The sequence below is a fragment of the Cytobacillus sp. NCCP-133 genome, assembly GCF_026011715.1.
Taxonomy (GTDB): domain Bacteria; phylum Bacillota; class Bacilli; order Bacillales; family Cytobacillaceae; genus Cytobacillus.
The window spans coordinates 36,726-58,944 of sequence record NZ_BRVM01000022.1; the positions used below are offsets into that span (position 1 = coordinate 36,726).

A 22,219-nucleotide genomic window follows, 5' to 3' on the forward strand; every position below is an offset into this window, starting at 1 on the left:
GGAAGTTTCACTTTATATCTTCCATGGAGGAAGGTTTTTTAATGTCAATCGAAGCAGGCAGCAAGTTACAAGGAAAGGTCACAGGTATTACAAATTTCGGAGCTTTTGCAGAGCTGCCGAAAGTCTCAGACTGAATCCAAACGCAGAAGAAGGCGCGAGCCGAGGATAACTTGCTGCTGAATCGTGATATATGCCAGGAAAACAAGTCCGTATAATAGGGCTTGTTTTTTTTCACGTCCTAAAAGGCTATCAAAAAAACGCCAGCCATTTGGCTGACGCTTCTCTGAAGTGACCCGTACGGGATTCGAACCCGTGTTACCGCCGTGAAAGGGCGGTGTCTTAACCGCTTGACCAACGGGCCGAGATAAGGTGCTTGTTGAGGGTGACCGAGGCGCTTGATAACAGCGAAGGGGATCGAACCCCCGACCTCACGGGTATGAACCGTACGCTCTAGCCAGCTGAGCTACACCGCCATATATTTATAGATTAAAAGCTGTGCCCTGAAGCACAAGGTTTATAATACAAACTTTTAAAAAGGAAGTCAATAAGGTATTTAAAGAAATATGTCGCAAATTCCCCTTAATGCTTCGTAATTTTTCCATGATATTTTATTCTTAATAATCCAGTCTTTTCAGCGTTTTGCGTTGCCACTTCTTTCAGGTAAAAGGATGCTGTTTGCAAAATAGCTCTTAAATATTGTTACCTAACCCCATATATAGTGGAAAACAGTCGAACGAAAAGCCTGGGCTTGTCCGCTATTTTGACAAACTTTTGAGGGTAGGGCACTTATAATGTCAGCAACGATAAAAATATGGGGAGTGTAGTTTAATGGAAAAGGTAGAAAGGAATGTAATGGATCCGATCGGAGAAGTGCCGTTCAACAAACCGAAACTGGAATTTGCCAAAGGCTTAAAAAAACTCCAATTAGGGTTGGAGAATTTCTTTCTTAAAAAAGGCTACGTTCTGTTGATCATTGGCTTTTTGCTTGGAAGAGCCTTAATATTAGCGAAACTAACCCCTTTTAGCCTTCCGTTTTTTGCAGCTGTTTATTTTATAAGAAGAGATAAAGCACCTCTCGCATTAGTTGGATTGGTCGCTGGTGCAGCCACTTTATCCATATCGCATGCCGTATCAGCCTTCGGGATTGCGTTTATATTCCTGTTTGCTTTCCGGGTTTCTAAAAAATGGCTTAAAAATGAAATCAAGGCATTGCCCTTTTACGTGTTCTTCACCCTTTTAGCGGGGAAGCTTCTCGAGTCTTTTATTATAAAGGGCCAGTTTTCTTTATATGATGGGATGATGGCGGGTGTCGAGGCCAGTCTAGGTTTCATTCTAACCCTTATTTTTCTGCAGGGCCTGCCCCTTTTATCCATTAATAAAAGAAGGCAATCACTAAAAACAGAAGAAATTGTCTGTCTTATTATCATGCTGGCTTCGGTTATGACAGGCACAATTGGATGGACAGTTTATGATTTATCTGTAGAACATATTATGTCACGCTACCTTGTTCTGCTATTTGCATTCGTGGCGGGTGCTACGGTAGGTTCTACTGTAGGAGTGGTAACCGGATTAATCTTCTCCCTTGCTAATATATCAAGCTTCTATCATATGAGTTTGCTTGCCTTTTCAGGCTTGCTTGGCGGTCTTTTAAAAGAAGGGAAAAAAATCGGTGTTGCTTTTGGGTTAGTAATTGCAACTCTTCTGATGGGCATGTACGGAGAAGGCGGCGGAAACTTAATGAAGACCCTATCAGAAACAGGTGCAGCAATCTTATTATTTCTATTAACTCCCCAGGCTTTAACTATAAAAATGTCTAAACACATTCCAGGAACTCCCGAGTACGCAGCAGAACAGCAGCAGTATATGCGTAAGATGAGGGACGTAACTGCACAGCGGGTTGCACAGTTTTCCAGTGTATTTCAGGCGCTGTCTAAAAGTTTTGCCTCACATGATGAGTCTTCTGAGTGGGAGGATGACAAAGACCGGGAACTGGATTATTTCTTAAGCAACGTAACGGAAAAAACCTGCCAGACTTGCTTTAAGAAAGAGCATTGCTGGACAAAGAACTTTAATACAACCTATGAATATATGATGGATATTATGCATGATGTAGATACTAATCAAGGTTCTCTTTCTCCGAAACTTTCAAGGGAATGGGAAAAATACTGTACGAGGTCCAAAAAAGTAACTGAGACAGTTCAGCAGGAGCTGACCTATTTTAAGGCCAACCAAAAATTGAAAAAGCAGGTTCAGGAAAGCAGGAGGCTTGTAGCTGATCAATTGATGGGCGTGTCTGAGGTCATGGGTGACTTTGCGAAGGAGATTCAGCGGGAACGGGAAAACCATCATAAACAGGAAGAGTTAATTCTGGAGGCGCTGCAGGAATTCGGCATTCATATCGAGCATGTGGAAATATATAGCCTTGAACAGGGGAATGTTGACATTGATATGACCATACCCTATTGTCAGGGTCATGGGGAATGTGAGAAACTGATTGCTCCAATGCTATCGGATATTCTTGGAGAAACGATATTAGTAAATTCAGAGGAATGTGCTGCATTTCCAAATGGTTTTTGCCATGTCACCTTCCGTTCAGCTAAGGCCTTCGCGGTGGAAACGGGAGTGGCACACGCAGCGAAAAATGGAGGTTTGATCTCAGGAGATAGTTATTCAACTATAGAATTGGGCTGCGGCAAGTATGCCATTGCCATCAGTGACGGAATGGGCAACGGGGAACGTGCACATGCAGAGAGCAAAGAAACGCTTCAGCTGCTGCAAAAAATTCTTCAATCGGGCATTGAAGAACAAGTGGCAATTAAATCAGTGAACTCCGTGCTAGCATTAAGGACAACCGATGAAATCTTTTCAACCCTGGATTTGGCGATGATTGATTTGCAAAATGCCGGAGTGAATTTTTTGAAAATTGGATCAACCCCCAGCTTTGTGAAAAGAGGCCAAAAAGTGATGAAGATACAGGCCAGCAATCTCCCAATGGGCATTATCCAGGAGTTTGATGTGGATGTAGTAAGCGAGCAGCTAAAAGCCGGTGACTTGCTAATCATGATGAGTGATGGTGTTTTTGAAGGGCCGAAGCATGTCGAGAATTTTGATTTGTGGATGAAGAGAAAAATTACAGAGTTAAAGACAGATGATCCTCAGGAAATCGCTGATTTGATCATGGAAGAAGTAATCAGGTCCAGATCAGGAAATATTGAAGATGATATGACAGTGGTGGTGTCAAAAATCAAGCATAATACACCTAAGTGGACAAGCATTCCAGTACATGCCATTCGCCAAAAAGCTAACTGATTAATTTGCTTGTGCCTAAAAAACTTAAAAAGATCCTTGAAGTTTAAAATTGCCTAGCTGCAGTGCCTACCTCCTCGTTTTGTGCATGCAGGGGTGAACACTAAGAAAAGCTACTTTGAGTTAACTTCGACAAGAACAAGCATCTTTGCTTGTTCCGAAGGCACTTCCGCTTTTCTCAGGTATATTTCCCTCTTTTTCAGTCGAAAATGGTAACAACTCAGATGTGGAGGGGAGTTTCATGAAAACAGGAACACTTAAGCAAATCTTGCTGATAACAGATGGATGTTCGAATCAAGGTGAAGATCCTATTGCGATGGCTGCCCTGGCAAAGGAACAGGAGATCACTGTAAATGTAATCGGAGTTATGGAGCATGATGTAATTGATGAACAAGGAATGAATGAGATCGAAGGGATTGCCTTGTCAGGCGGCGGAGTCAGTCAGGTAGTCTACGCTCAAGCATTGTCGCAAACCGTCCAAATGGTTACAAGAAAAGCGATGACCCAAACTCTCCAAGGAGTAGTGAACAAAGAATTACAGCAGATTTTAGGCGGCTCAAAAACGATGGAAGACCTGCCGCCAGAGCAGCGCGGGGAAGTGATGGAGGTAGTCGATGAACTTGGCGAAACAGTTGAATTAGAAGTACTGGTATTGGTAGATACAAGTGCAAGTATGAAGCATAAGCTCCCAACAGTAAAGGAAGCACTGCTTGATTTATCCTTAAGCCTTAATGCCCGTTCAGGTGATAACCGCTTTTCTGTATTTGTATTTCCCGGGAAAAAGAAAGATGTCGAAAAATTGCTGGATTGGACGCCGAAGCTTGAGTCGCTAACCAGCATTTTCTCAAAGCTTACAACAGGCGGAATCACGCCAACCGGTCCTGCTATTCGTGAAGCGCTAACCTATTTTAAGAAAAAACGTTCCTTAAGGAGTCTGCTTTCTCGTGATGATGATGAATCATTCTTTGAAGAGTCAGTGTAGAGTAAATCCTGGTACCGTAATTGAAGGAAAATGGCACCGTAATTGTTACACAATCATGAAGGAATTAGGATACGGTGCAAATGGGATTGTTTATCTGGCAAAAAGCCAAAATCAGCAGGTCGCTTTGAAAATGAGTGATAACGGGATGTCCATAACCTCTGAAGTGAACGTCCTCAAATCCTTTGCAAAGGTCCAAGGCTCTGCCCTCGGGCCTTCTTTGCTTGATGTGGATGATTGGGAACGAAGAAAAGGAAGAATTTCCTTTTATGTAATGGAATATATCCAAGGACCTGACTTACTATCCTTTATTGCCCAAAAGGGTCCATCATGGACAGGTGTCTTAATTGTTCAGTTATTAAATGATTTGGAGTCGTTGCATAAGAATGGATGGGTCTTTGGTGATTTAAAGCCTGATAACTTAATTGTAACGGGACCTCCGCCAAAAATACGCACCATTGATGTAGGAGGAACAACGATCCAGGGGAGAGCTATCAAAGAGTTCACAGAGTTTTATGACAGAGGTTATTGGGGACTTGGAACTCGGAAGGCAGATCCAGGGTACGACCTCTTTGCAGTCGCGATGATATTAATAAATACAGCTTACCCCAAAAGGTTCAGCAAAAGCACAGGTGATTTAAAACAGCTGAAATTGATGGTCCGGCAAAAAAAGGAACTGCTGAAATATGAAGGAGTTATCTTAAATGCACTTCAAGGACATTATGCTTCTGCTGATGAGATGAGAAATGAGATGCTTCAGCTCACACGATCAAGAACAGGGCAAAAGTGTGCATCTAACCATAAAATTGGACAAACAGCCAGCCGCCAGCAGGCATATGTCCAAAAGAGGAAGAAGAGCAGCTTTATCGAAACGGTCTTAATTATTCTGGTTGTAACCATTCTTTATTTTATCTATATATATGGCCAGCTTATTTAACTTTTTAAGAAAAAGATGAAACTTTTTATTTGCGAAACCGTATATAAAGGTTATATATTCTCTTTTGATATTTTAATGCAAAAAATGATATGCTTTTTATGCATAAGGATTATATGTTCATGGCAAGGGTAAGGAAAAATATATCTTTAACGATAAGGAAGTAGCCTATGCTCGAAGAAAAAGTAAGAGTTTTCCTTAAACAGCAGGGTTTAAAACTGAATAATAGGAAGCTCTTGGTTGGGGTCTCTGGCGGCCCAGATTCAATCGCCTTGCTTCATTACCTATGGAGCTTGAAAAAGCAGCATAATATTGAAGTGATAGCTGCTCATGTCGATCATATGTTTAGGGGCGCAGAATCCTTCGGGGACGCCATGTTTGTCAGGGACTATTGCAGAAAAAAGGGGATCCCTTTTGCAATGGAGCAAATAAATGTACCTGAACATATAAATAAGTCGGGCAAGAGTTCCCAAACAGCAGCGAGAGATTGCAGATACGGATTCTTTAGGAAAATCGCTAGTAAGTATCATGCCGATTATATTGCTTTGGGGCACCATGGAGATGATCAAGTAGAAACCATATTAATGCGGTTAACAAGAGGAAGTGCCGGGAAAGCTAGAGGAGGAATGCCTTTTATGCGTCCGTTTGGGGATTGTTATATCATTCGTCCTTTTTTATGCTTGAACAGAAATGAAATAGAAGAATATTGCCTGGAAAAGGGGCTGAACCCCCGGAGGGATCCTAGCAATGAAAAAGGGGTGTATAGCCGAAACCGCTTTAGAAAGGAAGTGCTTCCATTCCTGAGAAAAGAGAACCCCCAGGTACATGAGCATTTTCAAAGATTTAGTGAAGATTTGCAAAGTGATGAAGCTTATCTGCAGGAATTAACTGTCCATAAAATGAATACAGTAATGAAAAAGAAGGCAGATGGGGAACTCAGCTTGGATATAGATGCTTTTGAGGCAATGCCAATGCCTTTACAAAGGAGAGGGATTCAACTAATATTAAACTATCTTTATAAGGAAAGGCCTGGATCTTTATCAGCTTCACATATAAAGAGCATATTTTCCTTATTGAAAAGCCCTCATCCATCGGGAAAACTAAATTTTCCAAACGATTTACATATTGTACGCTCCTACCGGCAATGCTATTTCCAATTCCCGAAGGAAACTGTACAATCCTATCGATTCGAAGTCTGCGAACCAGCAATCACTCAACTCCCGAATGGCGGATCCATTATATTTGAATATACTGACTGTCCTGATGGAAATCTAAACAATAATGTCCTGCTGCTAAACAGGGAATCTGTCTCTCTTCCGCTGATAATAAGGACTAGGGCAGCCGGAGACCGCATGACTCTAAAGGGGATGCAGGGAACCAAAAAGATAAAGGACATTTTCATTGATGAAAAAGTACCGCTGCAGGAAAGGCAAACTTGGCCAATCGTTACAGACCGGAATGACCGCATCTTATGGATTCCCGGGCTTAAAAAATCCAATTACACCATGCAGAAGAAAAATGATGCTAGTTATATAATTTTAAAATACATATGCAATGATCTTCTAGGGGGCACAATAAATGATGAAAAATGATATTGAAAAAGTATTGATCTCGGAAGAAGAGCTGCAGGATAAAATCAAATCCCTTGCTGCTGGTCTTACTGAAGAATACAAAGATCGATTTCCGCTGGCAATTGGTGTTTTAAAAGGGGCAATGCCTTTCATGAGCGATCTTTTAAAACGCGTGGACACCTACCTTGAGATGGATTTCATGGATGTATCTAGCTATGGAAATGAAATGGTTTCTTCAGGTGAAGTAAAAATTTTAAAAGATCTTGATACTTCTGTAGAAGGAAGAGACATCCTTATTATTGAGGATATCATTGACAGCGGTTTGACACTTAGCTATCTGGTTGAGCTTTTCCGTTACAGAAAGGCTAAAAGCATTAAGATTGTAACGCTGCTTGATAAGCCGACTGGCAGGATAGCTGATATCAAAGCAGATTATGTAGGCTTTATTGTTCCGGATGCATTTGTAGTAGGCTATGGATTGGATTACGCCGAAAAGTACCGGAATCTTCCTTATATTGGAGTGCTGAAGCCAGAGGTATACAGCAATAATGATTAAGTGAATTATAAGAATCAATAAGTAAGAAAAGCCCTTTACTGAAACTTGAAACACCCGGTTTTGAAAAGTCTAATTCCTTGTATTGGCATGATTTTCTATGATACTATACACTATAGTTTGTTTACCGTGGGAGGAGGTAAGGGATGAATCGGATCTTCCGGAATACCATCTTTTATTTATTAATATTTTTAGTCATTATTGGAGTTGTCAGCTTCTTTAACGGCAACAATGAACCAACGGAGCACATCTCTTATAATAAATTTGTTGATCACTTGGAAAGCGGCGATATTACGTCCATTTCCCTTCAGCCTGAGAGAGGTGTTTTTGAAATACGGGGTCAGCTTGAAGGATATGAGAAAGACAAGTACTTTCTGACTTATATCATGAACAATGATAGTATCCTTGACCGTGTTGATCAATTAGCCCAGACTTCCGATGTAGAAGTAATGCCTGCTAAAGAAACAAGCGGCTGGGTCACATTCTTTACATCAATTATTCCTTTCATCATCATCTTTATTTTATTCTTCTTCCTGCTGAACCAGGCGCAGGGCGGAGGAAGCCGTGTGATGAATTTCGGCAAAAGCAAAGCCAAGCTTTATGATGAAAGCAAAAAGAAAGTGCGCTTTAAAGATGTAGCAGGCGCTGATGAAGAAAAGCAAGAGCTTGTTGAGGTCGTTGAGTTCCTTAAAGACTCGCGCAAGTTTGCTGAATTGGGAGCAAGAATTCCTAAAGGGGTTCTTCTTGTAGGACCTCCGGGAACAGGTAAAACGTTGCTTGCACGGGCAGCAGCCGGTGAAGCAGGTGTTCCGTTCTTCTCTATAAGCGGTTCTGATTTCGTTGAAATGTTCGTAGGTGTGGGTGCTTCCCGTGTCCGCGACCTGTTCGAAAATGCGAAAAAGAACGCACCATGCATTATTTTTATCGATGAGATTGATGCTGTAGGTCGTCAACGTGGTGCCGGCCTTGGCGGCGGACATGACGAACGGGAGCAGACTCTTAACCAGCTTCTGGTTGAAATGGATGGATTTGGTGCGAATGAAGGAATTATTATCATTGCTGCAACAAACCGTCCCGATATTCTTGACCCGGCATTATTGCGTCCGGGACGTTTTGACAGACAGATTACGGTTGACCGTCCAGATGTCAAAGGCCGTGAAGAAGTGCTTCAAGTACATGCCCGCAACAAGCCTTTGGATGAGTCAGTTAACTTAAAGAGCATCGCCATGCGCACACCTGGGTTTTCGGGTGCAGACCTTGAAAATTTACTGAATGAAGCAGCGCTTGTAGCTGCTCGCCGAAATAAGAAAAAAGTTGATATGGATGATATCGATGAAGCAACAGACCGTGTTATTGCGGGGCCAGCTAAGAAAAGCCGGGTTATTTCCCAAAAGGAAAGAAACATCGTTGCTTTCCACGAAGCAGGTCATACGGTGATTGGTTTAGTGCTTGATGAAGCTGAAATGGTTCATAAGGTTACAATCGTACCGCGTGGTCAGGCTGGCGGATACGCAGTTATGCTTCCGAAAGAAGATCGCTACTTCCAAACGAAGCCGGAGCTTCTTGATAAAATTGTCGGCTTGCTTGGCGGACGTGTAGCGGAAGAAATCGTGTTCGGCGAAGTGAGTACAGGGGCCCATAATGACTTCCAGCGTGCGACAGGCATTGCCCGCCGCATGGTAACCGAATTTGGTATGAGCGACAAGCTCGGGCCATTGCAGTTTGGACAATCTCAAGGCGGCCAGGTCTTCCTTGGACGCGACTTCCATAATGAACAGAATTATTCAGATGCAATCGCATATGAAATTGATCTGGAAATTCAGCGCATCATCAAGGAATCGTATGAAAGAGCGAGAAAACTCTTAAAAGAAAATCGTGAAAAGCTGAATCTGATCGCAAATACATTGCTTGAAGTTGAAACGCTTGATGCAGAACAAATTAAGCACCTATCAGAACATGGCAGACTGCCAGACCGTTCAGTGACCTCCATTGCAGCTGATGATGATGTGAAAGTAAACATCAGCATTAAAAAAGAGGATCCTGCTGAAACAGGTGAAATTCCTGAAACAAGGGAAGGATCAAGTCCTGCGGAAGCAGAAGTACCTCCTGTCATCGATGAAGAACACAAAGATAAATAACCAAAAAAGCGCCTCTAGGGCGCTTTTTTTGCGGAAAAAATCTAATTGCCAGACCGGTTGGAATTTCCCATTACACGAAACAATAACAGTTGTGATATGATGTTTTCAGTGTAAAAAATATCAGATAAGGCTATTTTCGTAAAGGTTGTTGCTCTCAACTGCAAACTTATTTTAATTTGCTGAGTTGATTGTAGCGGAGGGCGCTTGAATCTCGAAAGTGCTAACGCATTTCCTTCTTGCGGTGTTCATTCGAGGAAGCTTACTCGATGTCCTTGCACCAGCAGGAGGAGAGAGAGTGAGAAACCCCGCAGGCGAAGCCGAGGAGGCTCTCATTCCTCCCCGCGGAAAGCAAGTGCCTCGTGTTCCAAATCAACGGGCTAGATATAAGTAACAACAATTTATGATAAAAAGTCAATAATCATAAAGTGGTGAGAATGTTGATCTTTGTTTTCGACGTAGGAAATACGAATATTGTTCTGGGTGTCTATGACCAAGATGAATTAAAGCATCATTGGAGAATCGAGACCAACCGAAATAGAACAGAGGATGAATATGGAATGATTGTGAAATCTCTGTTTGAGCATGTGGATCTTTCCTTTTCAGATATAGATGGCATTATCATTTCATCTGTTGTGCCGCCAATCATGTTTTCGCTTGAAAGAATGTGTCAGAAATATTTTCATGTTAAACCCCTTGTCGTAGGTCCAGGTATCAAGACCGGCTTAAATATCAAGTATGAGAATCCTAGAGAAGTAGGTGCAGACCGCATCGTCAATGCAATAGCTGCCATTCATGAATATGGAAGCCCTTTAGTCATTGTTGATTTTGGAACCGCCACTACTTATTGTTATATCAGCGAGAACAAGGAATATATGGGAGGAGCTATTGCTCCGGGAATCGGGATTTCAACCGAGGCTCTTTATTCGCGTGCCGCTAAGCTGCCGAGAATAGAAATTGCCCGTCCTGATCATATTGTTGGAAAGAATACTGTATCTGCCATGCAGGCAGGGATTTTGTATGGTTATGTTGGCCAGGTTGAAGGTATAGTAAAAAGAATGAAAGACCAGGCATCTCAAAAAACGACTGTGATTGCAACAGGAGGTCTCGCAGGCCTGATCGCACAGGAATCGGATATCATTGATGTCGTGGATCCATTTTTAACTTTAAAGGGCTTGCAGATTATTTATAAACGAAATATGGAAACCCTAAAAAAATAGTACGCCTTAAAATAAGGCCGCAGACTAGAGAGGCGGATTTTCTGAAAGATAAGTGTGTGTAAACTTTTGAACTTCAAAATTGTCTAGCGCAAGCAGCCTACCCCCTCGAGCTCACAAGCTTGTCTTGTTTCGGCTCCAAGGGAATCGAGGCATAAGCCCACACATTCAGAAGGAAGAAAGCATTCTTACAGGAACCGTCTTATGCCTGAGACCGCCCGCAGGATAAGGAAAGCTTCGTCAGCAAATCTTTTGGCACGAAAAAAAGCGGTAGCTTTTTTTGAGGATAATCATCGCACGACCGAAAGCGGCAGCTTTTGGGAGGATGCGGGTCATGCAGACGTTGCCACAGGACGTGGGACTCTTAGTCAGAGTTACTTGAATGGGCAGTCGCTTCTACACTTCGGGCAATCCTTCCAAAAAGGCAAAGAACGCTTTTTTGGAAGACTCGTCTTGTGTTTGTTTGGGGCAGGCAAGGCGCTTGCGTTTTTCGTAGAAAGGAGCAGGAAATGAGCGATTATTTAGTAAAAGCACTTGCTTATAATGGTCAAGTCCGTGCGTATGCATCCCGCACGACGGACACAGTTGGAGAGGGACAACGCAGACATTATACATGGCCAACAGCGTCAGCTGCACTGGGCAGAGCCATAACTGCAGGCGTCATGATGGGCGCAATGCTCAAGGGCGATAATAAGCTGACCATTAAAATTGAAGGCGGAGGTCCTCTTGGCGCAATCCTTGTAGACAGCAATGCAAAGGGAGAGGTGCGCGGATATGTGACGAATCCGCAGACTCACTTTGATCTTAATGAGCAGGGCAAACTTGATGTGCGCCGTGCGGTAGGCACTGAAGGAACACTAACTGTTGTGAAAGATATTGGGATGAGAGAGCACTTCACTGGGCAGGTGCCACTGATCTCCGGAGAGCTTGGAGAAGATTTCACTTATTATTTTGTTACATCTGAACAGGTTCCATCTTCAGTTGGAGTGGGTGTTCTGGTTAACCCTGATAACTCGATTCTGGCTGCAGGGGGATTCATTCTTCAGCTAATGCCTGAAACCGATGAAGAGACCATTACATTAATTGAAAATAGGTTAAAAGAAATACCGCCAGTTTCAAAATTGATTCAGCAGGGATTAACTCCTGAAGAGATGCTTGAAACCATCCTTGGCAAAGATAATGTAAAGTTTCTTGAGAAGCTTCCTGTATCTTTTACCTGTACATGTTCAAAAGAGCGCTTTGCCAATGCGATGATCAGCTTAGGTGAAGAGGAAATCCAGCAAATGATTGATGAAGATGGACAAGCTGAAGCTTCCTGCCACTTCTGCAATGAGAAATATCATTACTCAAAAGAAGAACTTGAAGAGTTAAAAACAGAAGCAAAGCAATGAACTTTAGAATACTGTCTAGTGCAAGAAGCCTACCCCCCTCTTGTGCTTTTCGGAGGTGGTCAAGGCACCTTGCGCTTTTCTTAGGGGGAGGAGTAGTTGGAAAAGAGACAACTATTGATGATCATTGCAGGTTTGGTACTGCTGAATCTTATAACATTGGCCTTCTTGCTTTTTAAAGGAGATGGCGGGGAAGCAGTGGCAAAAATCGGCGGAGATAAAATCACTCGCCAGGAATGGATGAGTGAAATGGAAACAAAGTTTGGGAAAAGTACATTAAGTGAATTAATCGATCAAAAGGTTATAGAAAAAGCCGGGAAAAAATACGGGGTGAAAATCTCTGATAAGGCTGTAGATCTTGAATTGAAAATGGTAAAGACCATGTATGGAGGCAATTTTTCCGATGAGATGAATGAAGACAAATGGCGCAGGCAAATCAAAAACAACCTCATTCTTGAAGAGCTGTTAACCGCTGATGTCTCAGTTTCAGAAGAAGAAATGAAGAGTTACTATGAGCAGAATAGCAGCCAGTTTCTTGTCCCCGATTCTTATCATATCTCTCAGATCATCGTAAAAACAAAAGAAGAAGCAGAGCAAACATTGAAGGAGTTGGAGGAAGGCTCCAGCTTCGCGGTGCTGGCGATGGAACGTTCAATCGATGAATTTACTGCCAACCAGGGAGGGAGTGCTGGTTACATCAATGAAGATGATGAACACCTATCAGCAGACATCCTTAAACAGGTTAGAGGTCTAAAGCCTGGTAAATGGACTAAACCGATACAAACAGAAGATGGATATGCCATTGTGATGCTGCATGAGCATTTAAAAGGAGAGAATTATTCCTTTGAAGATGTGAAAAATATGATTCGCCGCCAGATTGCCCTTGAGCAGATGGATGTTCCAGTTTCCGCAAAACCATTTTGGAAAGAAGCGGATGTGGAATGGTTTTACGGGGAAGAAGAAATATAAGTAAAAAACACGGAGCAGTTTTCCGTGTTTTTTACTACATAAAGAAAGATTGCGGTCCGGAGTGAGTATCATGTATATAGATGGGTAATTTAATTATAATGATGACAAAAGTATGAATTTTCTTTTAAAAGACATTCAAATTCATTGACATTCCCATTGGAAATTGGTAATTTTATATTAAACCAATAAAAATAGTCGGAAATAAGGAGTGGGGAAGATGGTACGTGTAGCGAATTCAATTGCAGATCTTGTTGGACAGACACCAATTGTAAAACTAAATCGTTTAGTTGATGATAAAAGTGCAGATGTTTATCTGAAATTAGAATACATGAATCCTGGAAGCAGTGTAAAAGATCGTATTGCCCTGGCGATGATTAGTGCGGCAGAGCAAAATGGCAGCCTTAAACCGGGTGATACCATTATTGAGCCGACAAGCGGCAACACAGGAATTGGGCTTGCGATGATTGCAGCAGCAAAAGGCTATAAAGCAGTTCTTGTCATGCCGGAGACGATGAGTATGGAGCGCCGCAATCTGCTTCGTGCTTACGGTGCCGATCTTGTATTGACACCTGGACCGGAAGGAATGGGCGGGGCGATCCGCAAGGCGCAGGAATTGGCGAAAGAAAATGGCTATTTCGTGCCTCAGCAGTTTGAAAACCCTGCAAACCCTGAAATCCACCGTTTAACAACAGGACCTGAAATCACAGAGCAAATGGGCGACCAGCTGGATGCCTTCGTATCCGGAGTCGGAACAGGCGGAACCATTACAGGTGCTGGTAAAGTGCTTCGTGAAAAGTATGAAAACATTAAAATTTATGCAGTTGAACCAACCGATTCACCTGTACTATCAGGCGGTAAGCCGGGTCCTCATAAAATCCAGGGCATTGGAGCAGGATTTATACCGGATACCCTAGATACAAAGATTTATGATGAAGTGATTCAAATTTCGAATGAAGAAGCATTTGATTATGCCCGCCGCGCGGCTAAGGAAGAAGGAATCCTTGGAGGTATCTCATCTGGTGCGGCGATCAGTGCGGCGCTAAAAGTTGCCAAAGAGCTTGGTAAAGGGAAAAAGGTCCTGGCCATTATTCCAAGTAATGGCGAACGTTATTTAAGTACTCCATTATATCAATTTGAAGCTGAATAATAGAAATAACAGCGGTCTCCAATGGCCGCTGTTTTTTTGTGTGCTTAGCAATTTTAATAAAAATTATGAAAGCATGCCTCACTTCATGTATGATGAAAAAAGAGAAATACATAGGGGTGACATTCATTGAAGCAGCTTCACATCCATGCCAAAAATATACCTTATACATATAATCGATTTTTCCGCCAATACCGACGGCTGTCGGAGGGATTGACACATCATGTTTTACTTGAAAGCGGACGAGGCGGCAGGTACAGTATTGCTGCTTTCAATCCGGAAGCTATTTTAACAGGCAAGAACTCAAAGCTTGAAATAGTTAAGAATGGTGAAAAACAGGTGCTGGAAGGCAACCCTCTGTACTTGATGCAGGAATGGCTGGACCAATATAAAACGGATAAGCTGGATGAACTTCCCGACTTTCAGGGAGGAGCAATTGGGTTCATCAGCTATGATTACGCACGGTATATTGAAAAGCTTCCAAATGAGGCTCAAGACGATCTGCAAATTCCTGATATCCACTTTTTTATTTATAATGAATGCTTTGTCTTTGACCATGAAACGGAAAAGCTCTGGCTGATTTTCTTATATGAAAAAAGGGAAGAGCACACGATTGAGGAACGGGCAGAGAATTGGGAGCAGAGATGGAAGAATGAAAGTGAGGAGCCTTCTGCGAAAGCAGAATATAATCAGGCTGAAAATACACTAGGTGTATCCATGAATGAAGAAGAATTCATGGCGGCTGTCAGGAGTGTTCAGGAATATATTTCACAGGGAGATGTCTTTCAGGTGAATCTTTCGGTACGCCAAAGCCGCCCAATTCATATTCAGGCCATGGATGTATACGAGCAGCTGAGAGCTTTAAACCCGTCTCCATATATGGGGTATTTTCACACGCCGGGATACCAGCTTGTCAGCGGATCTCCGGAACTGCTGATTAAGAAAAAAGGAAACATCGTCAGCACGCGGCCGATTGCCGGGACAAGATCCCGCGGGATGGACTATGAGGAGGACCTCATGCTCGCCAGTGAATTGATTGAAAATGAAAAAGAGCGTGCTGAGCACGTAATGCTGGTCGATCTGGAGCGAAATGACCTGGGAAGAGTCTGCAAATATGGTTCCGTAACAGTGGATGAATTTATGGTCATTGAAAAATACTCACATGTGATGCATATCGTCTCCAATGTAAAAGGGGAGCTTGCAGACGGCAAGAATGCTGTTGATATCATCGACGCTGTGTTTCCGGGAGGGACCATTACGGGTGCTCCAAAGGTGCGGACCATGGAGATCATTGAAAAGCTTGAACCGGTAACAAGAGGACCATATACTGGCTCTCTTGGCTGGATTAATTTCAGCGGAGATCTTGAACTGAACATCATCATACGTACAATGCTTGTTAAAGAAGGACTGGCCCATGTTCAGGCGGGTGCCGGAATTGTCATTGACTCCAATCAAAAAAATGAATACAAAGAGTCGCTGAAAAAGGCAATGGCTCTTTGGAAAGCAAAAGAACTCGCAGAACAGTCAAAAGGGGATCAGCTATGATTTATATAATCGATAATTACGATTCTTTTACGTATAATCTCGTACAGTACCTCGGTGAATTAGGCGAAGAGCTGGTTGTAAAAAGAAACGATGAAACGTCTATTTCTGAAATAGGCGGTTTTCAGCCAAAGTTCTTAATGATCTCTCCGGGGCCGTGCAGCCCGAATGAAGCAGGCATAAGCCTGGAAGCAATTGAAGCATTTGCTGGCAAAATCCCTGTTTTTGGGGTTTGTCTGGGACATCAGTCCATTGCTCAAGTATTCGGCGGGGATGTGGTACAGGCCGAGCGTCTTATGCATGGAAAAACCTCTGAGATCTTTCATGATGGAAAAACGATCTTTAATGGTTTGCCTAATCCGTTTCCTGCTACCCGCTACCATTCGCTGATCGTAAAAAAGGAAACTCTCCCTGATTGTCTTGAGGTCTCGGCCTGGACAGCTGAGGGGGAAATAATGGCCCTACGCCATAAGGAGCTTCCAGTAGAGGGAGTGCAATTCCATCCGGAGTCGATTATGACAACTGCCGGCAAGGAACTGCTGCAGAACTTTATTCAGCATTACAAAGCTTCATTGCAGACAGAGGGGCTGTAAACCTTGTATATTTACATGAATGGAGAAGTTGTCAGGAAAGAGGAAGCAAGGATTTCCCCCTTTGATCATGGTTTTTTATATGGGATGGGACTGTTTGAAACATTCCGTGTCTACAATGGTCACCCATTTTTACTTGATGACCATCTGAAACGGCTAAACCGGAGTCTGAAGGTTCTAAATATCAAAGCAAGCTATAAAAGAATACATGTGCTAGAAGTGCTTGAAAGTCTGCTCAAGAAAAACGGATACCAGAATGCCTATATCAGGATGAATGTGTCAGCGGGGAGCGGTGAGATTGGCCTTCAGACAGATCCGTACATAAACCCGAATATGCTCATTTTCTGCAAGCCGCTCCCTCCAAGGAGTGCGGACCAGGAAAAGCAGGCAGTATTGCTGAAGATCCCCCGCAATACACCTGAAGGGACAGAACGTCTGAAGTCCCATCATTATTTAAATAATATCCTGGCAAAAAGAGAAGCGGGAGACCATCCTGGCATAGAAGGTATATTTCTGACAAAGGAAGGATTTCTGGCAGAAGGAGTCGTATCGAACCTGTTCTGGATAAAAGCCGGTTGTCTGTTCACCCCCTCTCGTGAGACAGGAATCCTGAATGGCGTTACTAGAAGATATGTAATCAGGCTTGCAGAGAAACTGGGGATGAATGTGCAGGAAGACATGTATAGACCAGAGGCTGTACCTGAGGCAGATGAAGCTTTTGTAACGAATTCCATTCAGGAGATAGTTCCCCTTTCATCATTTGATAGCCATCCTATGCCAGGAATGTCCGGTAAGAAAACAGCAGAGCTCCAGCTGCATTATGAAAATCACTGTGAACACTTATGGAGCAGGAATGAACTGTAGGAGGATTCATAATGTCTAAAACAACAATTCAGTGTGGGCCATATACATTAGATTACGGGAAAAAAACCATTGTAATGGGAATTTTGAATGCAACCCCCGATTCATTTTCGGATGGGGGCAAATACAATCATCTGGATCTGGCAGTCAAGCATGCTCTGGAAATGGTTGAAGACGGAGCAGATATCATTGATGTCGGGGGAGAATCAACCCGTCCTGGATTTGATCCGGTGCCTGCAGACGAAGAGCTGAAACGTGTTCTTCCTGTCATTGAGGCGATCTCAAAGGAAGTGGAGGTACCGATATCAATCGATACCTATAAAGCTGAAGTTGCTAAGCTGGCCATCGAAGCCGGTGCTCATATTATCAATGATGTCTGGGGTGCCAAAGCGGATCCTGAAATGGCATCAGTCGCAGCGGAAACGGGGGCGCCGATTATCTTAATGCATAACCGCAAAGATATGGAATATACTTCATTTTTCCGTGATGTCGTGAATGACCTGTATGAAAGTATCGCGCTTGTAAAGACTGCAGGTGTTAAGGATGAGAACATTATTCTTGACCCGGGCATCGGTTTTGCCAAAAACTTGAACTATAACCTGCAAATGATGAGGGATTTGGACAAGCTTGCTGCCATCGGTTACCCTCTGCTGCTTGGAGCATCGAAAAAGCGGATGATTGGAACCATTCTTGACCTTCCGGTTGAGGAAAGGACAGAAGGAACAGGAGCGACAGTTTGCTATGGCATCCAAAAAGGCTGTCAAATGATTCGCATCCATGACGTAAAGGAAATGAGCCGGATGGCTAAAATGATGGACGCTTTGATGGGAAAAGGTGAATGCGATGGATAAAATCTATGTGAACCGAATGGAGTTTTATGGCTACCATGGCGTTTTTCCGGAAGAAACACGGCTTGGCCAGCGCTTTGCCGTAGACCTTACCGTGGAAGCAGACCTGAAAAAAGCAGGGGAAACGGATAATCTCGATGACTCCATCAACTATGGCGAGCTGTATGCAGTTTGCAAAGAGGTTGTGGAAGGAAAGCCCTATAAACTGGTTGAAGCTGTAGCAGAAAAGCTGGCAGCAGAACTTCTTGCGCATTTTCCGCTGATTCTGGAGTTGACTGTAAAAGTAATCAAGCCGGATCCGCCCATTCCTGGCCACTATCAATCAGTTGCCGTTGAAATTAGGAGAGGCAGATCATGAAAAATTCCGCTTTTATTGCACTTGGCTCAAATATTGGCAGCCGGTCGGATCACTTAAAGGAAGCCATTGAGATGATTGATCAGCTTCCGGATACTGAGGTGGTAAATACTTCATCTATTTACGAAACCAACCCGGTTGGTTATGAAGATCAAGAACCATTTTTAAATATGGCAATTCAAATTTATACAGATTTAAACCCTTTTGAATTGCTGGATACATGCCTTGATATAGAATTAAAACTTGGAAGAAAAAGGGTAATCCGTTGGGGCCCCCGGACAATAGACCTTGACATTTTGCTGTATAATCACGAAAATATTGAAACAGAGAAGCTTATTGTTCCTCATCCTCGGATGCATGAAAGAGCATTTGTCCTTGTTCCTCTTTTAGAGGTTGATTCCAGCATCAGGCTTTCGAAGATGGAGAGGCCCTTAATTTCAATACTGGAAGCTATACCTGACAGAGAGGGAGTACGGATATGGAAGCAGAAAAATGGGGAAGACGTATTCGCGCTTTTCGAAAGTTAAAGGGATTTACGCAAGAAGGGTTTGCGAAAGAGCTGGGTGTATCGGTTTCGATATTAGGTGAAATTGAAAGAGGAAACCGCATGCCTGCACCGGCTTTAATTGAAAAGATCGCTCTGGCGCTTAAAGTAACACAGGAAGAATTGGCTCCCAGGCAGGAGCACGATTAATATATACGTTTGAATATTTTAAAAGGAGGTGCAATTCATGTTCAAAATTGGCGATATCAAGTTGAAAAACCGCGTTGTACTGGCTCCAATGGCCGGAGTGTGCAACTCTGCTTTCCGTCTGACTGTAAAAGAATTCGGTGCCGGTCTCGTATGTGCTGAGATGGTCAGCGACAAGGGCATTGTCTTCAAAAATGAAAGAACTATGAACATGCTTTATATTGATGAAAGAGAAAAGCCGCTAAGCCTGCAGATTTTCGGAGGCGAAAAAGAAACGCTTGTAGAAGCGGCGAAGTTTGTTGATAAAAATACAAATGCAGATATCATCGACATTAACATGGGATGTCCTGTTCCAAAAATCACAAAATGTGATGCAGGTGCCAAGTGGCTACTTGATCCGGATAAAATTTATGAAATGGTCTCAGTTGTGATAGATGCTGTAGAAAAGCCTGTCACCGTGAAAATGCGCATGGGCTGGGATGAAGATCATATCTACGCTGTTAAAAACGCCCAGGCTGTTGAACGCGCTGGCGGTAAGGCAGTTGCGCTTCATGGCCGTACGCGTGTCCAAATGTATGAAGGAAAAGCGAACTGGGATATCATCCGCGAAGTAAAGCAAAACATTAACATTCCGCTAATCGGAAATGGTGACGTGCAAACGCCTCAGGATGCAAAACGCATGCTGGACGAAACAGGATGTGACGGTATCATGATTGGACGTGCTGCACTAGGAAATCCATGGATGATTTACCGCACAGTCAAATATCTTGAGACTGGTGAATTGATAGGCGATCCATCTGTACGCGAGAAGATTGATGTGTGCATTCTTCACTTGGACCGCCTGATTTCATTAAAAGGCGAAAATATCGCAGTCCGCGAAATGAGAAAGCATGCTGCGTGGTACCTAAAAGGAGTCCGTGGCAATGCGAAAGTCCGAAATGCCATTAACGAGTGCGATACAAGAGAAGATCTTGTTACTCTGCTGAACGCTTTAGTTATCGATGCGGAAGAAAAAGAAAAAAGCCAGACACAGGCTGGATAAGCGGCATAAAGTTTGACAGGTTGTCATTCTTTGCCTATAATACTTTTGATAAAAGGAAACTGCCAGTAAATACTGGCAGTTTTTATTCTATTTAATATTTAGGATGTCTGATTTACTCACATTGTGTAAAATAATTGATATATACATTTTTGAAGGCCTTAGTGTTGAGTACATAAAAAGATTTACAAAATGGAGATGATTTCAGTGAGCCAGAGTCATGAAGAATTAAATGACCAGTTAAAAGTTAGACGCGAGAAAATGAACAGCTTGCGTAATCAGGGAATGGATCCTTTCGGAAAACGTTTCGAGCGTACTCACCAAAGCAAAGAATTAACTGAGCAGTACGGTGAGCTTGAAAAAGAAAAAATTGAGGAAAAGAATGTTTCTGTCACATTAGCAGGCCGTATTATGACCAAACGAGGAAAAGGAAAAGCCGGATTTGCTCATATACAAGATTTATCAGGACAAATACAAATCTACATCCGTAAAGATGCGGTAGGAGAAGAGAACTATGCAATCTTCGAATCAGCTGACCTGGGAGATATCATTGGGGTCAGCGGTACGCTATTTAAAACAAAGGTAGGCGAATTGTCTGTTAAAGCGGAGGGATTTGAACTTCTGACAAAATCCTTGCGTCCTCTACCTGATAAGTTCCACGGACTAAAAGACGTTGAGCAGCGTTACCGCCAGCGTTATCTGGATCTAATTATGAGCGACGAAAGCAAACAGACTTTCATCACAAGAAGCCGCATTATCCAATCCATGCGCCGCTACCTTGACGGCCATGGCTATCTGGAAGTTGAAACACCTATGATGCATTCCATTGCTGGAGGAGCATCTGCACGTCCATTTATCACTCATCATAACGCGCTTGATATGGAACTCTATATGCGTATTGCGATTGAGCTTCACTTGAAGCGCCTGATTGTCGGCGGCCTTGAAAAGGTATATGAAATTGGGCGGGTATTCCGAAATGAAGGCGTATCAACACGACACAACCCTGAATTCACTATGATTGAATTATACGAAGCTTATGCTGACTATAGAGATATCATGAGTCTGACTGAAAACCTTATAGCTCACATTGCCCAAGAAGTCCTTGGTACAACTACTGTTCAATACGGCGAGTACGAAGTGGATCTAAAGCCTGAATGGAAAAGGCTTCATATGGTAGATGCTATTAAGGAATACACAGGTGTAGACTTCTGGAAAGAAACAAGTAAAGAAGAAGCACAGCAGTTTGCGAAAGATCACGGCGTGGAAATTAAAGACAATATGGAATATGGCCATATTGTTAATGAATTCTTCGAACAGAAGGTTGAAGAGAAATTAATTCAGCCGACATTCATCTATGGACATCCTGTAGAGATTTCACCGCTTGCCAAGAAAAATGAAGAAGATCCACGCTTTACGGATCGGTTTGAATTATTCATTGTAGCCCGTGAGCATGCAAATGCCTTCACCGAACTGAACGATCCGATTGACCAGCGCGAACGATTTGAAGCACAGCTGAAAGAACGTGAAGAGGGTAATGATGAAGCTCATATGATGGATGATGATTTCATTGAAACTCTTGAATATGGCATGCCGCCAACTGGCGGACTGGGCATCGGAATCGACCGGCTTGTCATGCTTTTAACAAACTCTCCTTCTATTAGAGATGTTTTGTTATTTCCGTTAATGCGCCATCGTTAAAACTTTATTAAAGAGGCAGAGCACACACAATCCGTGCTCTGCCTTTTTTGCTTTTAAAAACAAGAACATATTTTAGGCACAAAAGCAGATTTGCATGATTGATCATTGTGTTTTAGGATATTGTTTGAACAGAATAATGAGAATATTTTTTCTTTATCTTTTGCGAATAAAAATAAGAAAAACATATTGCATGTTGTCCTGTATGGTGATATATTTATATTCGTTGCTGCGAGACAGCGACTTGCAAAAAAGATTTTTAAAAAAGTTATTGACTCAGGTGTTAAAACCTGATAAGATAATAAAGTCGCTTCTGAGCGGCAGATTGATCTTTGAAAACTGAACGAACAAAAACGTCAACGTTAATTCTTTAGTCTTTTTTGAAAAGACAAACCGAGCTTA

General features: G+C 42.7%; 20 protein-coding genes and 2 tRNA genes. 20 read left to right on the forward strand and 2 right to left on the reverse strand.

The features are described 5' to 3' along the window. Window positions 1–41 precede the first annotated feature (41 nt). Window positions 42–134, forward strand: coding sequence for a S1 RNA-binding domain-containing protein (locus tag NCCP133_RS18770; RefSeq protein WP_442874292.1), 93 nt, complete (start codon window positions 42–44; stop codon window positions 132–134). Between the two features lie 155 nt (window positions 135–289). On the opposite strand, the gene NCCP133_RS18775 is transcribed toward NCCP133_RS18770, so the two are convergent. Continuing rightward, a tRNA-Glu gene (locus NCCP133_RS18775) sits at window positions 290–361 on the reverse strand. A 38-nt stretch (window positions 362–399) separates the two neighbouring features. Then, window positions 400–473 (reverse strand) — tRNA-Met (locus tag NCCP133_RS18780). Window positions 474–828: 355 nt separating this feature from the next. On the opposite strand from NCCP133_RS18780, the gene spoIIE reads away from it, so the two are divergent. From spoIIE to lysS, 19 genes are all read left to right on the forward strand, one after another. Further along, a complete protein-coding gene (spoIIE, locus tag NCCP133_RS18785; RefSeq protein WP_264806794.1) occupies window positions 829–3,309 on the forward strand; it encodes a stage II sporulation protein E in 2,481 nt (826 codons plus the stop codon). A gap of 238 nt (window positions 3,310–3,547) precedes the next feature. Then, complete coding sequence (locus NCCP133_RS18790) at window positions 3,548–4,288, forward strand: vWA domain-containing protein (protein WP_264806795.1); 741 nt, start codon at window positions 3,548–3,550, stop codon at window positions 4,286–4,288. Continuing rightward, window positions 4,257–5,222, forward strand: coding sequence for a protein kinase domain-containing protein (locus tag NCCP133_RS18795; protein WP_264806813.1), 966 nt, complete (start codon window positions 4,257–4,259; stop codon window positions 5,220–5,222). Before NCCP133_RS18790 ends, NCCP133_RS18795 begins: the two co-directional genes overlap by 32 nt. A gap of 167 nt (window positions 5,223–5,389) precedes the next feature. Continuing rightward, window positions 5,390–6,811 (forward strand): tRNA lysidine(34) synthetase TilS, encoded by a 1,422-nt coding sequence (tilS, locus tag NCCP133_RS18800; protein ID WP_264806796.1) that lies wholly within the window; start codon window positions 5,390–5,392, stop codon window positions 6,809–6,811. Beyond that, window positions 6,801–7,346, forward strand: a complete 546-nt coding sequence (hpt, locus tag NCCP133_RS18805; RefSeq protein ID WP_442874291.1) for a hypoxanthine phosphoribosyltransferase — start codon at window positions 6,801–6,803, stop codon at window positions 7,344–7,346. Before tilS ends, hpt begins: the two co-directional genes overlap by 11 nt. Window positions 7,347–7,489: 143 nt before the next feature. Continuing rightward, a complete protein-coding gene (gene ftsH / locus NCCP133_RS18810) occupies window positions 7,490–9,481 on the forward strand; it encodes an ATP-dependent zinc metalloprotease FtsH (RefSeq protein ID WP_264806798.1) in 1,992 nt (663 codons plus the stop codon). A 437-nt stretch (window positions 9,482–9,918) separates the two neighbouring features. Next, the gene (locus tag NCCP133_RS18815; protein ID WP_264806814.1) at window positions 9,919–10,698 is read left to right on the forward strand and encodes a type III pantothenate kinase; all 780 of its coding nucleotides are present in this window, start codon (window positions 9,919–9,921) and stop codon (window positions 10,696–10,698) included. Between the two features lie 506 nt (window positions 10,699–11,204). After that, entirely contained in the window at window positions 11,205–12,086 is an 882-nt protein-coding gene (hslO, locus tag NCCP133_RS18820) for an Hsp33 family molecular chaperone HslO (RefSeq protein ID WP_264806799.1), read from the forward strand. A 96-nt stretch (window positions 12,087–12,182) separates the two neighbouring features. Next, entirely contained in the window at window positions 12,183–13,052 is an 870-nt protein-coding gene (locus NCCP133_RS18825; protein ID WP_264806800.1) for a peptidyl-prolyl cis-trans isomerase, read from the forward strand. Between the two features lie 217 nt (window positions 13,053–13,269). Further along, a complete protein-coding gene (gene cysK / locus NCCP133_RS18830; RefSeq protein ID WP_264806801.1) occupies window positions 13,270–14,199 on the forward strand; it encodes a cysteine synthase A in 930 nt (309 codons plus the stop codon). Window positions 14,200–14,325: 126 nt separating this feature from the next. Next, complete coding sequence (locus tag NCCP133_RS18835; RefSeq protein WP_264806802.1) at window positions 14,326–15,741, forward strand: anthranilate synthase component I family protein; 1,416 nt, start codon at window positions 14,326–14,328, stop codon at window positions 15,739–15,741. Next, window positions 15,738–16,331, forward strand: a complete 594-nt coding sequence (pabA, locus tag NCCP133_RS18840) for an aminodeoxychorismate/anthranilate synthase component II (protein WP_264806803.1) — start codon at window positions 15,738–15,740, stop codon at window positions 16,329–16,331. The genes NCCP133_RS18835 and pabA overlap by 4 nt, the downstream gene beginning before the upstream one ends. 3 nt (window positions 16,332–16,334) lie before the next feature. Next, on the forward strand, window positions 16,335–17,192 hold the full coding sequence (gene pabC, locus NCCP133_RS18845; RefSeq protein WP_264806804.1) for an aminodeoxychorismate lyase: 858 nt from the start codon (window positions 16,335–16,337) through the stop codon (window positions 17,190–17,192). Window positions 17,193–17,203: 11 nt separating this feature from the next. After that, window positions 17,204–18,040 carry a dihydropteroate synthase gene (gene folP, locus NCCP133_RS18850; RefSeq protein ID WP_264806805.1) on the forward strand — a complete coding sequence of 279 codons (837 nt, stop codon included), beginning with the start codon at window positions 17,204–17,206 and terminating at the stop codon, window positions 18,038–18,040. Beyond that, window positions 18,033–18,395 carry a dihydroneopterin aldolase gene (gene folB / locus NCCP133_RS18855; protein ID WP_264806806.1) on the forward strand — a complete coding sequence of 121 codons (363 nt, stop codon included), beginning with the start codon at window positions 18,033–18,035 and terminating at the stop codon, window positions 18,393–18,395. Before folP ends, folB begins: the two co-directional genes overlap by 8 nt. Further along, the gene (gene folK, locus NCCP133_RS18860; RefSeq protein WP_264806807.1) at window positions 18,392–18,919 is read left to right on the forward strand and encodes a 2-amino-4-hydroxy-6-hydroxymethyldihydropteridine diphosphokinase; all 528 of its coding nucleotides are present in this window, start codon (window positions 18,392–18,394) and stop codon (window positions 18,917–18,919) included. The genes folB and folK overlap by 4 nt, the downstream gene beginning before the upstream one ends. After that, the gene (locus tag NCCP133_RS18865; RefSeq protein WP_264806808.1) at window positions 18,871–19,086 is read left to right on the forward strand and encodes a helix-turn-helix domain-containing protein; all 216 of its coding nucleotides are present in this window, start codon (window positions 18,871–18,873) and stop codon (window positions 19,084–19,086) included. The genes folK and NCCP133_RS18865 overlap by 49 nt, the downstream gene beginning before the upstream one ends. 37 nt (window positions 19,087–19,123) lie before the next feature. Continuing rightward, window positions 19,124–20,125 (forward strand): tRNA dihydrouridine synthase DusB, encoded by a 1,002-nt coding sequence (gene dusB, locus NCCP133_RS18870; RefSeq protein ID WP_264806809.1) that lies wholly within the window; start codon window positions 19,124–19,126, stop codon window positions 20,123–20,125. Between the two features lie 195 nt (window positions 20,126–20,320). Further along, window positions 20,321–21,820 (forward strand): lysine--tRNA ligase, encoded by a 1,500-nt coding sequence (gene lysS / locus NCCP133_RS18875; protein ID WP_264806815.1) that lies wholly within the window; start codon window positions 20,321–20,323, stop codon window positions 21,818–21,820. Window positions 21,821–22,219 lie beyond the last annotated feature (399 nt).

What these genes read in the sequence shown, in the direction of transcription:
- NCCP133_RS18770 (WP_442874292.1), top strand. Translation starts at nt 42, where the DNA reads ATGTCAATCGAAGCAGGCAGCAAGTTACAAGGAAAGGTCACAGGTATT.
- spoIIE (WP_264806794.1), top strand. Translation starts at nt 829, where the DNA reads ATGGAAAAGGTAGAAAGGAATGTAATGGATCCGATCGGAGAAGTGCCG.
- NCCP133_RS18790 (WP_264806795.1), top strand. Translation starts at nt 3,548, where the DNA reads ATGAAAACAGGAACACTTAAGCAAATCTTGCTGATAACAGATGGATGT.
- NCCP133_RS18795 (WP_264806813.1), top strand. Translation starts at nt 4,257, where the DNA reads ATGATGAATCATTCTTTGAAGAGTCAGTGTAGAGTAAATCCTGGTACC.
- tilS (WP_264806796.1), top strand. Translation starts at nt 5,390, where the DNA reads ATGCTCGAAGAAAAAGTAAGAGTTTTCCTTAAACAGCAGGGTTTAAAA.
- hpt (WP_442874291.1), top strand. Translation starts at nt 6,801, where the DNA reads ATGAAAAATGATATTGAAAAAGTATTGATCTCGGAAGAAGAGCTGCAG.
- ftsH (WP_264806798.1), top strand. Translation starts at nt 7,490, where the DNA reads ATGAATCGGATCTTCCGGAATACCATCTTTTATTTATTAATATTTTTA.
- hslO (WP_264806799.1), top strand. Translation starts at nt 11,205, where the DNA reads ATGAGCGATTATTTAGTAAAAGCACTTGCTTATAATGGTCAAGTCCGT.
- cysK (WP_264806801.1), top strand. Translation starts at nt 13,270, where the DNA reads ATGGTACGTGTAGCGAATTCAATTGCAGATCTTGTTGGACAGACACCA.
- pabA (WP_264806803.1), top strand. Translation starts at nt 15,738, where the DNA reads ATGATTTATATAATCGATAATTACGATTCTTTTACGTATAATCTCGTA.
- folP (WP_264806805.1), top strand. Translation starts at nt 17,204, where the DNA reads ATGTCTAAAACAACAATTCAGTGTGGGCCATATACATTAGATTACGGG.
- folB (WP_264806806.1), top strand. Translation starts at nt 18,033, where the DNA reads ATGGATAAAATCTATGTGAACCGAATGGAGTTTTATGGCTACCATGGC.
- folK (WP_264806807.1), top strand. Translation starts at nt 18,392, where the DNA reads ATGAAAAATTCCGCTTTTATTGCACTTGGCTCAAATATTGGCAGCCGG.
- NCCP133_RS18865 (WP_264806808.1), top strand. Translation starts at nt 18,871, where the DNA reads ATGGAAGCAGAAAAATGGGGAAGACGTATTCGCGCTTTTCGAAAGTTA.
- dusB (WP_264806809.1), top strand. Translation starts at nt 19,124, where the DNA reads ATGTTCAAAATTGGCGATATCAAGTTGAAAAACCGCGTTGTACTGGCT.
- lysS (WP_264806815.1), top strand. Translation starts at nt 20,321, where the DNA reads ATGATTTCAGTGAGCCAGAGTCATGAAGAATTAAATGACCAGTTAAAA.